We start from the raw sequence: 14034 nt of genomic DNA, 5'->3' as shown, positions 1-14034 counted from the left end.
CGGAGCCTCAAATGACCGAGATTTCCCGCCGAACCCTGATCGCCTCGGGCGTGCTCGCATCGACGCTGCCGGCCCTGCCGGCGCTCGCCGCCAACCGAGCGTCCGCAGCCGCGCCCGCACCCCCGCCCGCACCCTGGGGCGCCGTCCCCTCTGCCCGCCAGTGGCGTTGGCACCAGCGCGAGCAATACGCCTTCGTCCACTTCGCCATGAACACCTTCACGGACAAGGAATGGGGCTATGGCGACGAATCCCCGTCGATGTTCGACCCCACCGATTTCGATGCGGACCAGATCGTCGCCGCCGCCCAGGCCGGCAATCTGAAAGGCGTCATCCTGGTGGCCAAACACCATGACGGCTTCTGCCTGTGGCCGACGATGCTGACCGAGCATTGCATCCGCAACAGCCCCTACAAGGACGGCAAGGGCGACATCGTCGGCGAGGTTGCGGCCGCCTGTCGCCGGGCAGGCATGGGCTTCGGCATCTATCTGTCGCCGTGGGATCGCAACCACGCCGAATACGGCCGCCCCGCCTATATCGAGTACTTCCGCAAGCACGTGGTCGAGCTGTGCACCCGCTACGGCGAGCTGTTCGAGTTCTGGTTTGACGGGGCCAACGGCGGCGACGGCTACTATGGCGGTGCGCGCGAGACGCGCCAGATCGACGCCCCCGCCTATTACAACTGGCCCTCGATCGTCGCCCTGGTCCACAGCCATCAGCCCATGGCCTGCACCTTCGACCCCCTGGGCGCCGACATTCGCTGGGTCGGCAATGAGGACGGGATCGCCGGCGATCCCTGCTGGCCCACCATGCCCAACCACCCCTATGTCCAAAGCGAGGGCAATTCCGGCGTGCGCGGCGCCCCCCTGTGGTGGCCGGCCGAGACCAACACCTCGATCCGCCCCGGCTGGTTCTTCCACGCCGACGAGGACGCCAAGGTCCGCAGCCCCGCCAATCTGGTCCGTTATTTCGACACCTCGGTCGGGCGCGGCACCAATATGAACCTGAACATCCCGCCCGACCGGCGCGGCCGCATCCCGGATCAGGACGTCCGCATCCTGAAAAGCTTCGGCGATGCGATCCGGGCCAGTTTCGCCGTCAATCTGGCGGACGGCGCCGCCGTCTCGGCCAGCCATGTGCGCGGCCCCGGCTATGAGCCCGCCCGGGTGCTGGACGGCGACCGCGAAACCTATTGGTCCACGCCCGACGACGTCGTCACCCCCACCCTGACGCTGGACCTGGCCTCGGAACAGAGCTTCGACCTGATCCGTCTGCGCGAATACCTGCCGCTCGGCGTGCGCGTCACCCGTTTCGCTGTCGAAGCCGAGGTGGAGGGCGCCTGGCGCGTCCTGGCCGAGCACGAGTGCATCTCGGCCCAGCGCATCATCCGCCTGGACCAGCCGATCAAGGCCCGTCGTCTGCGGCTGCGCGTGCTGGAGGCTCCGGCCTGCCCCGCCATCAGCGAGTTCGCCGTCTTCCGCTCGGTCGCGCCCGTCGCCGTCCCGCCGGTGGCGTCCAGTGACGCGAAAGTCCTGTCCACCGCCGGCTGGCGCATCGTCGAAGCCAGCGCCCCGGGCGCCGAGGCCCTGCTGGATGCCGAGGTCTCCACCGCCTGGATCCAGCCTGCGCCGACGCCGTCGAAACCGGCGACCGTCACTCTCGACCTGGGCGCGGTTCAGGATCTGGGCGGCTTCAGCCTGACCCCGGCCCGCCACCCGATCGCCGGCGCGGCGCCCCCGCGCGGCTACAGTGTCGAACTCAGCACCGACGGAACCCGCTGGACGCCCGAGGCGACCGGCGAACTGTCCAACATCGCCTACGCCCTCTCCACCCAGAGGGTGGCCTTCGCCGCCCCCCGCTCGGCCCGCTACATGCGCTTCATCTTCGCCGAGACCGCCGTCCCCGCCGTCCGCCTCGCCATCGCCGGCATTGGCGGGTTCAAACCCTGACGCGGCGCGCGGCGAGCCCCGGCGACTGCCCCGCTCAGGGCTTCGCCGGGGCCATGGTGATCAGGTTCCGCCCTGGTCGCAGGAGCCGCTGTCGTCCTTGCCAGACGAAAACGCCGCTCAGTCCTCGCGGAAGCCGCACGTCCGCCGACAGCCGCCCGGTTCGTTCATCCACCCGATAGCGGGTTTCGATCACCCCCTGGGGGTGAACCGTGGCCGCATCCAACCGTCTCAACCCCCCGAGGTGCGGCTCGATCCTGACCCGCGCATAGCCTGGCGCGTCGGGCTTCACGCCCGCAACCAGACGCAACAGATCACTGGTCGGGTGAGCGCTCCACGCATGGCTGTCAGAGCGCGTCGGATCTGGCTCTTCGGGCCAGGTGGTGAAGTTCTGGCCCAACATATCCCGCCACGGCTGCAACAGGGCAAGATAGGCGTCGGCTAGACCAGCATGCTCTACGGCTCGAGACAGATAGAATGAAAAATAATAGGTGACCGGCGTGATCTCCGGAAAAGACCGAGAAGCGTTCCGTGCAACGATTTTTTCGATCAAGGCGGCCTGACCGGACGTCGGCTCAACGTCATAAAGAACCGCAAGCAGATTGGCGTGCTGGCTGAACCGATCTTTGAGGGGAGAATCCGCATAGAGGCCCCGGGTCGCGTCCCAGCATTGATCCCTGATCCCCAGGCGCAGCCGTTCCGCCTCCCGGCGGTCCGCGTCGGCTCGCTCAGGCTCGCCCGCAGCGCCCTCCAACTCCGCCGCCTGAACCAGAGCGCCGAGATAGAGCAAGCTGATGATGCAGGAGTCCGGCTTGACGGGATCGTCACTGCGCGGCTGTTCGCTCAGCCCGGCGCGCCAGTCAATAAACAGCCAGCCCGGCGTTTGGCGCACCAGCCCCTTGTCCGTGACATAGGGCGCATACCAGTTGAGCACAGCACGGACCCCGTCCAGATTGCGACGCACCACCGACAGGTCAGGCTGGTTCATCCAGTAATCATGGATCATTCCGATCCAAAGGAGAGCGAACGGCGGGATCGAGTTTTGACCGCTTGAAGGCCAGGCCGCCTGCGGCAGGCCATCGACCACGCGAGACGCGTCGAACGCGTCGATGGCCTGGATCGCAAGCCGACTGTCGCCGGACACGTCATAACTGACCAGGGCTTGGATACGGGTGTCGCCGATATACTGAAGCTGCTCCCAGTAGGCCGTGTCCATATAGGTTTCGTGGGCGTCGAACTTCACCGTGTTCCAGCCGATCCGCCAGATCTGGTTCAACTGCACGTCATCGCTGTCAAACCACGCCCGGGTTTCGAACGGATAGCCGGTCTCATAGGCTTTGACGGCGTTTAGCATCAACGGTTGATCATCGGTCTTGATCCTGACCTGCATGAACCTCCATGCCCGCCACCAGGCCGGTCGAAAGATCTGTTCGCCGCCGACCGGCAGGAACCTGTCCGTCAAGCCCAAGGCGCGTCCGTCTCCAACCGCGGCGCGGTCGCTCAACCGGCGGCCATTGGCGTCATAAAGCGCCTCGACATAGGTCGCTTCGATCGTGGCGCCGGCTCCCCCCGCCAGATCGAACTCCGGATAGGCGCCCAGCACGCGCCCAGTGTCGATCAGCAGTTCGACCTCGCTATGGGCCGGCACGCGGATTGGACGAGCCGGAAAGGCCGAGGCGTCGACACCCGTCGCGCGCACCACCGCGCCGATCGGAACCTCGTCGTGTCGCATGGCGGGCAGAACATCTGCGCCTAGGGTCCAGGGCGACGTTTCGCCAGCCTGAAGCGCCGGCGCCGGCGCCACCCATTCCGCATCTGTTTTTGGCGTCGTCAGCCAGGCGTCGGCTTGAAACTGCCCCTGGATCGTCTCAGGCGCGCCGGCGACATAATAGCCGCTCGGCCCGACGGCGGCGGCCATCTGAGACCGTCCGTCGCCGACCGTCCGGCGGTCGTTGCGACGCACACGCCAATCGCCGCGTCCCGTATCGATCCGGTCTGCCCAGACGGCGTCCATCGCTTCCAGGCGAAAGCCGGTACGGGCGGACACCTGCGCCATGGGCTTGTTCGGCCCGTCATTCCAAACCTCGGCGGCGATGATATTCGGTCCAGCTTCGAGGTAGGGCGCCAAATCGACCGAGGCCACGCGCCAGTGGGCCAGGTCGCCCCGTGAAGGGCCAGCGGCGACGCGGCGGCCGTTCACGTAAAGTACAAATCGATTGTCCGCCGTCACCGCGACCTTCAGCTCCGCAGGGCGGCGGTCCAGGGAAAGCACAGACTGGAATTGGAGATTGACCGCAGTTTGGGCCGCTGCGCCGCGCGCTTGCGGATGCGTGACCCAATCGCCGGCCTGAACGGAAGACACCGTCAGCCAGGCTCCAATCAAGACCGAAGCCCATACAGCAGGTTTCATCATATAGCCTCCGATCCGCCAGAACTGGCCGCCGCGCACAATCATGTCAACGTCGATGCTGGCCGTCTCTGGCCCAGCTCGGAAGCTGCGCCGCCGGGGTCCAGACGGCGGTCGTCGCTGAGGACTGATCTTCCCCCGCAAAAGTGGACGGGGTTAAGCCGCTCTGCGTTCGGCCTCGGCGGGGCTGATATAGCCCAGTGACGAGTGCAGGCGACAGGGATTGTAGAAGCCCTCGATGTATCCGAACAGGTCTCGCCGGGCTTGGTCTCTGGTGGCGTAGACGCGGTGATGGACGCGCTCTGTTTCGAGGGTGTGGAAGAAGCTTTCCATCGGGGCATTGTCCCAGCAGTCGCCCTTGCGGCTCATCGACGGGGTGATGCCTGATCGGGCCAGGGCTGATCGATAGGCTTCGGCTGCGTATTGGATGCCACGGTCCGAGTGGTGGATCAGGCCGGCCGCGGGTTTCTGACGTTCGACGGCCATGTTGAGGGCGTCCAGGGCGATCTCTGTGTGCAGGGTCTGGCGCATCGACTAGCCGACGATCTTACGGGTGTACATGTCGAGGATGGCGGCGAGGTAGAGCCAGCCTTCGCCCGTCGGGATGTATGTCAGGTCGGCGAGCCAGACCTGGTTGGGCGCCGCCGCCTCGAAGTTCCGGGCCAGCCGGTTGGGCGCGATGGGATAGCCGTGGCGGCTGTTCGTCGTCCGGGCGCGACGCGGCAGGGCCGCCAATCCTCGCAGGCCGGCGCAGCGCATCAGCCGTTCCACGCGGGATCGACCGACCCGACGCCCATGCCGCCGCAGGGTGGCGTAGACGCGGTGCGAGCCGTAGCAGCCGCTGCTCTCGGCATGGATCAGCCGGATGTCCTCGGTCAGCTCGCGATTGGCCACGGACGTCGGGCTCTCGGGGCGACCGCGCCAGGCGTAGTATCCGCTGGCCGACAGCCCCAGGACCGCGCACATCACGCGAACCGGCCAGAGCTGACGATGCCGATCGACGAACCCGAACTTCATCGGGAGGCCGCTCCGAAGATGAGCGCGGCTTTTTTTAGGATATCTCGCTCCATCCGAAGCTGACCGTTCTCCCGTCGTAACCGGGCCACCTCCGCCGCCAGATCCGACGGCGACGGGGACGACGCCTGCGTTGTGGGGCGCCGCGACGTCCCCGTCGCCTGCACCCCGAACTGCGTCATCCATCGACGCAGCACCGTCTCGTGCAGTCCCAACTCTCTGGCGACCGCGCCGGCGGTCAGCCCACTGTTGGCGACCCGATCAACGGCCTCCCGCTTGAACGATTCCGGAAACACCCGGCGTTGAGCACTCATCAGACACTCCTCTCCAGCTCCGAAAAGCTAGCATGGGTGTCCACCAAAACGAGGGAGGATCACTACGGCACAGTCGGCGACGTCGCCTCGGTCGCCGAGTTCGTCCGCGCCTGGCTTCTGCTGCACGACGCCCAGGATCGTCCCGTGCTGCTCGCCGGCGAAAGCTGGGGCGCCGGCCGCGCCGCCAGCGTCGGCTATCGCCTTCTGCGCCAAGGCGTTCCGATCAAGGGCCTGATCCTGATTTCAGGCGGGGACGGCCTCAACACGCCCTATCTGACCAAGGAGACAGCAACCGCCCTGCGCATCGTCGACCTGGCGCCCGTGGCCCTTTTCCACGGCAAGCTTGATCCGACGCTCGGCGGCGACGCTGAAACCGCCCGACGCGCCGCCGAGGCCTGGGCGCGCGACGTCTATCTCCCGGCCCTGACCAAGGCCGGAGACCTGTCTGAAACCGAGCGCACGAAGGTCGTGACCGACCTCTCGCGTTTCACGGGCGTCCCCATCGAACTCATCGACCGGACCAGCCTGACCTTCACGCCCCGTCAGTATCTGCGTGGCGTCCTCCAGCCGGAGGGCCGCGTCCTGAACATCTTTGACATGCGTCTGACCGAGTCTTCGCCGACGGAGTTCACCGGCGCCATCGACCGCTATCTGCGTCGCGACCTCGGCTATGTGACCGATCTTCCCTATGTGGGCCTCAGCGAAGCGGACATCGGCTACGCGCCCGGCGATCGCTATCCGGCCAGCGTCGGCGCACGCTGGAACTACGCCACCATCGACGCCTCTCCGGAACAGATCGACGCGGCGATCCGCGAGGCCATTCAGCGCGGCGGCGGCCCGCCCCGGATCGGCCCGCCCTTGCCCGGAACCGAGGAAGCTATCGCTCTGGCGCCTGGACTAAAGGTTCTGGTCGCGGCCGGCCTCTATGATTCCCTGTCCAGCTGCACCGTCAACGACGAACTCCACCGACGCCTGCCGCCCTCGCTTCGCTCGGCCATCATCTATCGCTGCTACACCGGCGGCCACATGTTCTATCGCGATGCGACATCGCGACTGCAGTTCAGCCGGGACATCAAGGATCTCATCCGGACAATCCCTTAGACTTGGCGGCGATGCCGGTTTCTTCTTTCAGCGCGCTCGAGCAATAGAGACTGAACCGCAGGGCCCTACCGACGCGGCGTTCCCCCTTGCGGCCCTCGCTCGTTAGTATGTAACACTACCTAAGCACAGGGGAAGATTTCTATGTCTCGTTTCACACTCTCGGCCGTGGCGGGCGGCCTGGCCGCGGCAACCGTCATCGGCGCCGTAAGCGCTGCGGCCCAGCAGACGCCGCCGCCGCTGGCAGACGCCGCCACGGCCTCACAAAGCGAAATCCCCCAGACCTTCCAGCCCGCCACGCCGGACTACGACTATGTCCGTCGCGAAGTGATGATCCCGATGCGCGACGGCGTGCGTCTGCACACCGTCCTCATCATTCCCAAAGGCTTGAGCGACGCGCCGATCATTCTGGACCGCACGCCCTATAACGCCAGCCGCCTTACGGGCGGGGGCTCTAGCGTCCATGCCGAGATGGGCGTGCGCCAAGGCTACGGCACATTGCTGCAGCACGGCTACATCCTCGCCGCTCAGGATGTGCGCGGCAAATACGGCTCCGAGGGCGACTATGTGATGAACCGCCCCCTCTCCGGGCCGCTGAACACCACCGGCGTCGATCATGCCACCGACGCCTATGACACCATCGAATGGCTGGTGCACAATGTGCCGGAGGCCAACGGCCGCGTCGCGACCATGGGCAATTCCTACGATGGATTCACCGTCACACAGAGCCTGATCAATCCCCACCCGGCGCTGAAAGCCGCCGTGCCGATGATGGCCATGGTCGATGGCTGGATGGGCGACGACTGGTTCCATAACGGCGCCTTCCGCTGGCTCGCGGCCATCAACTATACCCTGGGGCAGGAAGGCGGTCGCGCCGGCGGCCCGTCCTGGCCCACCGCCTGCCATGACGACTACGACTGCGCCCTGCGCGCCGGATCTGCGGCGCAGCTGGGCGAGCGTATGGGCGTGAACCAGACGGGCTTTTGGAACCAGTTGTTGCGCCACCCCGCCTATGACGAGTGGTGGCAGGCGCAGGCGGTCGACAAGATTCTGGCCGACCAGCCGCTGCGCGTGCCGACCCTGTGGGTGCACGGCCTATGGGACCAGGAGGACATCTACGGCACCCTCGCCGCCTATCGCGCGACCGAGACCAAGGACGTGGACAACGACATGAATTTCCTGGTCGCTGGGCCGTGGATGCACGGGGGCGCCTATCGCGACAGCGGGGCGAACATCGGCCCGGTCCAGTTCGACAGTTCGACGTCGCTGTACTTCCAGCGCCACATCCTGCTGCCCTTCCTCGACGCGCGTCTCAAGACACACGGCGCACCGGCGCAGATCGCCCCGGTCAGCCTGTTCGAATCCGGGATCAACGAGTGGCGCTTCCAAACGGCCTGGCCGACCGAGGCGCCGACCCGCCGCCTCTACCTCCAGTCCGGCAACGGACTGGCCTTCACACCCCCGAGCGATAGCGGCCCCGCCTTCGATGAGTATACGGCCGATCCCGCCCATCCCGTGCCCTACATCGCCCGGCCCGTCAGAGGGGACGATTGGCGGGGCTGGCTGGCGACCGACCAGCGCCCCTATAGTGATCGCGCCGACGTCGTGACCTATGTCTCGGAGCCGCTGAATGAACCGGTGCGTATCTCGGGCAATCCGCAGGTTCACCTGTTCGCCTCGACCACCGGCACGGACTCGGATTGGGTGGTCAAGCTGATCGACGTCTATCCGGACGAATACTATCTGCAGCCCGAGATGGGCGGCTATCAGCTGGCGGTGTCGATGGACATCTTCCGCGGCCGCTATCGCGAAAGCCTGAGCACGCCCAAGGCCGTCACGCCGAACAAGCCGCTAGAGTACAAGTGGGCCCTGCCTGCGGCCAGCCACACCTTCCTGCCGGGCCACCGGATCATGGTGCAGGTCCAGTCCAGCTGGTTCCCGCTCTACGACCGCAATCCCCAGACCTTCGTGTCGAACATCATGTTCGCCAAGCCTGAGGATTATCGCCGCGCGACCCAGCGCGTGTACCACGGCGGCGACGCCGAGACCTTCATCGACCTGCCGATGGCCCAGGCGCAGCCCTAGATTTAGAAGCGCCTCACAAGCCCGCGTCAGGCGTGTGACGTGATTTACGTCCCCCTCTCGTCCTGCGGCCATAGTCGGAGGCCGCAGGACGAGAGGGCGATCTGGAGCTCCGGCGGAAACGGTCGGCGGCGCTGAAACAAGAGCCCGGCGACCAAAGACACCCTGATTCAACACGAAAGGATCACGCCTTAGGGTCGGGACTCGTGCGCACGGCGCAGGCGCGTGCGACGAAGGCTGCCGAGGACGAAAGTCGAATTGCCGCCCCAACCCTCACTTCCCGAAAAAGAATTCGACCGGCACGACCAATTCGATCCGATCCCCCGCGACCTCGGCTGGAGGTCCAGGCAGGGGCTGGGCGCGCGTCAACATGTCAAGCGCAGCGCGATCCAGGGACGCCTGGCCTGACCCACGCTCGATGCGTGAGGTCAGCACCCGTCCATCCCGGTTCATCGTGAACCGCACATGGACCACGCCCTGTAGTCGCCGCGCCTGGGCGGCGGCTGGAAACCGCTTGTTCTGTTCGAGATGCGCCAGGAGCCGCGCCTGCCAGGTCGAAGGCGCCGAAGAGGCGGAAGCAGCAGGCGGCGCAGGTCGCGACAGAGGCGCCGTGGTCGCCGGCGCAGGCGTCGCCTGAACCGAGGCCGTCGGCTGTGGTGTTCGATCTGGAATAACGAGCGGCTCGACCTCGTCCTGCGGCGCCTTCAGACGCACCTTCTCGACCTCACGCGGCACAGGTTTGGACGCCGCGGCCTCCACCTGAAGCAGACCGGCAGGACGTTCGGAAACCGGCTCCGGTGGCGCCTGAGCGCGCACCAATTCGACCAGGATCGCAGGCTCTTCCACAGGGATGGTCGATGGAGAGTGCCGGATCAACATCAACCCCGCGAAAGGCAGGACATGCAGAATGACGGCGCCCGCCATGGCGCACGCTCGTTCTAACGCCTTCCCACGTCCAGCGGTCGTGCGCGCGCGCGCACGACCGTGCGTCTGGGCCATGACCTCAAACGTCGCCAAAGACATCACGAACGAGCCCGTGAACGCGCACGAAGGCCGCCTTGCCGCCCTCGATCACTCGCGCCTCTTCGACCGGCGTCAGATCGATACTGTCCAAGGCTGCCGTGAACTCACGCCAGTGCCGCGCCCGCCCCTCGGGTGACGCCGCCAAGTGACGCGCGCCGTGTGTCTCGTTCAGGCCAAGGGCCGCCGACCATTTCAGCAAGAACGCCGCACCCAGGTGGGAGCCCTCCGCGACATAGAGCCACCCCATGGCGGTCGGCAGATCAATCTCGCCGTGGGTGAAACGCGGCGATGTGACAATGAGCGGCGCCTCGCCGCCCACGTCTTTCAGATCCTGCACGATCTGACTAAAGCGTCTGCGCCCCGAAAGATCAGGCAACAACGCGTCCAGGGCCGGATCATCATAAAGGGCGTCGATGTCGCGGTGGAACCCATACTGCACCGCCAGAAAGCGCGCATAGCGTTCCAGGTTCTCGAACGGACGCTGCGCGACGATCGCCTTGTCGAGGCGGTCGTGGGTCTCGTGTGTCATATCCTTCAGCCGCTTCGAACGGCTGCGTTCTTCGATTAAGTCAGTCATGTCTCACTCGTATTCGCCTCGGTCGAGAACGAGGTCGCACCCTCGACCGAGGGATGGGGGCGTGATCGTACAGAAGTCCGGCCGACGGCATCGCCGGCCGGACACCATCCGTGGCTAGAATCGATAGTTCAGGCCGAAACGAACCGTGTGCAGGTGCAACTCGCTGGTCGAGATACGGCCAATCGCGTCATCAGCCCCACTTGGAACAGTGACTCCGCCGGAGGTGTAGCCGCGATTGATGTTGCGGCTGGCGCGGTCGAACTGAAAATCCTCGTCGCCGAAGTGGCTATAGAGGTATTCGGCCTTCAGCGAGACATGGTCGCTGAAGGCGATTTCAGCGCCGCCGCCCCACACCCAGCCCAGGCGCAATTCTTCGGTCTCTTCGCTGAAATAAGGGCGCGTGACCAAGCCGAACGGTAAGGCGGCGCTGGCCGAGCTCGACCGGCTCTGTATCCGTGTCTGCCGTTCGTTCTGCAACGCCAGACCGCCGGAGCCATAGACCAGGGTTCGACCGAAGCTCTGGCCCAGACGCAGACGGGCTGAGGCATTCCAGTTGTACTCATAGCGGTACTCGGCCTGAATGATCTCCTTGTCTGCATAGCGCCCTGTATCAAGCTCCGTCGCGACATAGATTTCACGGCCCTTGGCCGGGCTGGCGCCGCCATCGACCTCGACGCCCGCTATCCAACGACCGGCGAATTGACGATTGTAGCCGAACTGTAGGCCGCCGGTCGCCGCACGGGCCTGACGATCAACCCGTTCAGAGGCGGCGACAGCGCTGGCGACACCCGTGGCTGAGGTCGTGTTCCCCCTGGCGCTATACTGTCCCCAATCCATGTGGGAGCCGACGTAGAAGCCCGTCCAGTCGCCGTCGAAGCCCTGCAGCGGGTCGGCGCTCAAGCCTTCTGCGGCGGCGCGCGCGCGACGCCGGGTCGAACTCGGGCTCTCCCATTCCCCGTCGCCGAACCGGGCGACCAGATTGAGGCTGAGGGTGCGCCCCGGCGCCGGCAGAACGGCCACGCCTTGGCCCAGGCTCAGGGCGTCGACGTAATAGACGTCCATCAGATTGTTCACGGTGAAGTTGACGCTGGTCCGCGCATTGATCGCATAGCTGCCGTAGAGATCGACCACCTCATAGGCGGGCTCGCGCTCAACCTTGCTGTAGCGGGCGCCCAGTTCCAGCTTTTCATTCAGCGCCCGCCCGCCCAGGGTGAAGGAGTTGCTTCGCCGTGGCGGAATATGACCCGTGAACCAGGATTGGTTCGTGGAGGCCATGCCCTGTTCGCAATAATCACTCTGGCCGGCCGCCGCCCGACTGCAGGTGGTGATGTCGATATATTCGGTGCCGGAAAGCTCGCCGAAGATCCAGCCACGATCATAGCGGGCCGAATATTCGTACCCCTTCAGGCTGACCCGAGGGATATTGGTCCTGACCAGAATGCTGGTGGAGTTTCCATTGGGGGCGGTGAGCAGCTCGTTGCCCAGGGTGATGTAGTCGGTGACGTCATTATGGAACCAGCCGAACTTAGCCTGGAACATATCATCGTCGCCCAGCAGACCATACCCTTCGTAGTTGGCGCCGATCTCGGTGTTATGGGCATGTTCAGGCCGCAGGTTGGTGTAGGGATTGACCGATCCGGAGAAGCCCTCGGTGCCTTCGAACGGGCTGGCGGCGCGCAGGGCTTCAGCATATCGGCCATAGAACTGGATGCCGCGGATCGGCTCGATGACCGCCGAGAAGATCGGCGCCCAACCCGAGGCCTCATCGCGATTGATGACGCCGCCCTGAACCCAGCTGACGCCCGCCTTGCTGTCCTGCACGACATTGTCGAGATAGCGTGTGGCCAGTTGCAGCGTGGCCCAGGGCGCCGGCTTGTAGGTCCCGGCGATGAAGGCGCTGTACTGTCGACGCCAGCCCTCGCGTATGTTGTCCCAGGCCCGGCCCGGATATTCCTCGTTCAACCTGGCCCAGTCGCTCGACTTACCGAACTTCTCGAAATCATAGGCCCCGCCATAGGCGATCGAAACTTCACCAGCCTCGCCCGTAAAGCGCGAGGTGTTCGACAGGGTCAGACCACGGCGCTGGGACAGGGTCGCGGCGAACTTATCGCCATTGTAGACGTAATCCCCGTAGTTCAGCCGCACTGGATCGACGACAAAACTGTCGATTTCGGTAAGCCAGACATCCGCCTTGAAATCGATCAGCGGCGAGGACGGATTATAGCGATAGCGCGCCGTCCAGGTATCGACGGCGATGTCTGAAGTCGTCTGACGCGGCGTCGTCCCATACATCAGCTGAGACGGTTTCATCTCGCCATGCTCGGTTTCGTAACGCATGAAGGAGACGTCCAGGGTATGGTCTTCGTTCGGCCGGACCACGGTCCGCAGCAGGTACGAGGTGTTGTCGTGCGACGTGTTGATGACCTGCTCGTCATAGCTGAAACGGTTCGCGCCACCCTTCCAGTCGTCAGGACTGATGCCTTCCCCGCCGGCGTAGTAGTTGCCAGACTTACGACGCACGACCGCCGCGACCAGGTCGAACAGATCCGAGCGATAGCCGTAGGCGACCGATAGATTGCCTCCGCGCAGATCCAGGAAATCCGGACGGTTGAAGTTGCGCACCGCCGGCTCATCGCCGCCGATGGTCACCCCGGCGGGAGCTTTGACGTTGTTGCCGGTCAAACCCGCACGCACCACAAACCCGTAACTGCCGCCCGGCGCGACGATGTCGCCGGCGTTCAGGGTCCGCGCCCGGACAACACCACCGATAGCGCCCGAAGCGTCTGCGGCTGCACTGGGCCCCTTTTCAATCCAGACGCCGCCGATCAGATCAGGGTCAAGATAGGTCCGGCCCGCCATGCCTGCATAACCGCGATAGACAGTCGATTCCTGCATGGCCCCGTCGATGACGATGGGCACCCGCCCCTGCCCCTGCATGCCCCGGATATTGACGTCGAGCGCGCCCGAGTTCCGGTTCTCGCCGTTCAGGACGCCCGGAATACCGCTCAGGAAATCACCGACCGACGAGCCGCGAAAACGCTGGATCTGGTCCTGGGAGATATAGTTGCTGGTCCCCGCCGTGCGGTATTGGGCGTTGGACGGATCACCGCCCTCGCCATCCTGGCCAAAGTCTCCCGACAGGCCGCTTGCGGCGCCCACACCGGTCGCACCCACGACACGAACTGCGCCCAGTTGAATGGCGCCGTCGGCGTCCGGCGCGCGTTCCAGCGTCACCAGATTGCCGTTGATGCGATAAGTGAATCCGGTGCCGCTCAACAGGCGGCTGAGCGCCTGTACCGGCGACATCGCACCGGACACGCCCGGCGACGACACGCCGTGAATAGCGGCGGCGTCAACGCTGATCTGCATGCGCGACTGCTGACCGAAGTCGGTCAAGGCGTCACCCAGCGGTTGGGCCGGTATGTTGAAGCTGCGGTCGGCTATTGATCCCGCCGCCTGCGCCATCGCCATGGAAGGCGCAGCCAACCCTACCAGAGCCGTCGTCGCCATCAGAAGTCCAGCGCAAATTCCGCCCGCCCCTGCCCGGCGCCGATACACCCGCGCCCCAATCCCCGA

The 14034-nt window shown here is 65.4% G+C and carries 7 protein-coding genes and 1 pseudogene; 3 read left to right on the top strand and 5 right to left on the bottom strand.

The annotated features are described in order from the left end of the window. Window positions 1–11: 11 nt before the first annotated feature. Window positions 12–1946: an alpha-L-fucosidase gene (locus OU998_RS08710; protein WP_267512971.1), complete on the top strand. Its 1935-nt coding sequence runs from the start codon at window positions 12–14 to the stop codon at window positions 1944–1946. A 34-nt stretch (window positions 1947–1980) separates the two neighbouring features. Here the strand turns inward: OU998_RS08710 and OU998_RS08705 are convergent, their stop codons facing one another. After that, window positions 1981–4356 (bottom strand): alpha-L-rhamnosidase C-terminal domain-containing protein, encoded by a 2376-nt coding sequence (locus tag OU998_RS08705; protein ID WP_267512970.1) that lies wholly within the window; start codon window positions 4354–4356, stop codon window positions 1981–1983. A gap of 150 nt (window positions 4357–4506) precedes the next feature. Then, a pseudogene (locus OU998_RS08700) lies at window positions 4507–5678 on the bottom strand (IS3 family transposase). A gap of 36 nt (window positions 5679–5714) precedes the next feature. On the opposite strand from OU998_RS08700, the gene OU998_RS08695 reads away from it, so the two are divergent. Both OU998_RS08695 and OU998_RS08690 read left to right on the top strand, forming a co-directional pair. Next, window positions 5715–6779: a peptidase S10 gene (locus OU998_RS08695; RefSeq protein ID WP_267512968.1), complete on the top strand. Its 1065-nt coding sequence runs from the start codon at window positions 5715–5717 to the stop codon at window positions 6777–6779. A gap of 141 nt (window positions 6780–6920) precedes the next feature. After that, a complete protein-coding gene (locus OU998_RS08690) occupies window positions 6921–8861 on the top strand; it encodes a CocE/NonD family hydrolase (RefSeq protein WP_267512967.1) in 1941 nt (646 codons plus the stop codon). A gap of 270 nt (window positions 8862–9131) precedes the next feature. On the opposite strand, the gene OU998_RS08685 is transcribed toward OU998_RS08690, so the two are convergent. The 3 genes from OU998_RS08685 to OU998_RS08675 form a co-directional block, all read right to left on the bottom strand. Beyond that, window positions 9132–9782, bottom strand: coding sequence for an energy transducer TonB family protein (locus OU998_RS08685; RefSeq protein WP_267512965.1), 651 nt, complete (start codon window positions 9780–9782; stop codon window positions 9132–9134). Between the two features lie 79 nt (window positions 9783–9861). Beyond that, window positions 9862–10458: a biliverdin-producing heme oxygenase gene (locus tag OU998_RS08680; protein WP_267512963.1), complete on the bottom strand. Its 597-nt coding sequence runs from the start codon at window positions 10456–10458 to the stop codon at window positions 9862–9864. 114 nt (window positions 10459–10572) lie between these two features. Then, the gene (locus OU998_RS08675; protein WP_267512962.1) at window positions 10573–13968 is read right to left on the bottom strand and encodes a TonB-dependent receptor domain-containing protein; all 3396 of its coding nucleotides are present in this window, start codon (window positions 13966–13968) and stop codon (window positions 10573–10575) included. Window positions 13969–14034: the final 66 nt, after the last annotated feature.

The sequence above is a fragment of the Brevundimonas sp. SL130 genome (assembly GCF_026625805.1).
Classification (GTDB): Bacteria; Pseudomonadota; Alphaproteobacteria; order Caulobacterales; family Caulobacteraceae; genus Brevundimonas.
The sequence above is the reverse complement of the archived record's forward strand: the minus strand, read 5'-3'. Positions and strand labels throughout refer to the sequence as shown.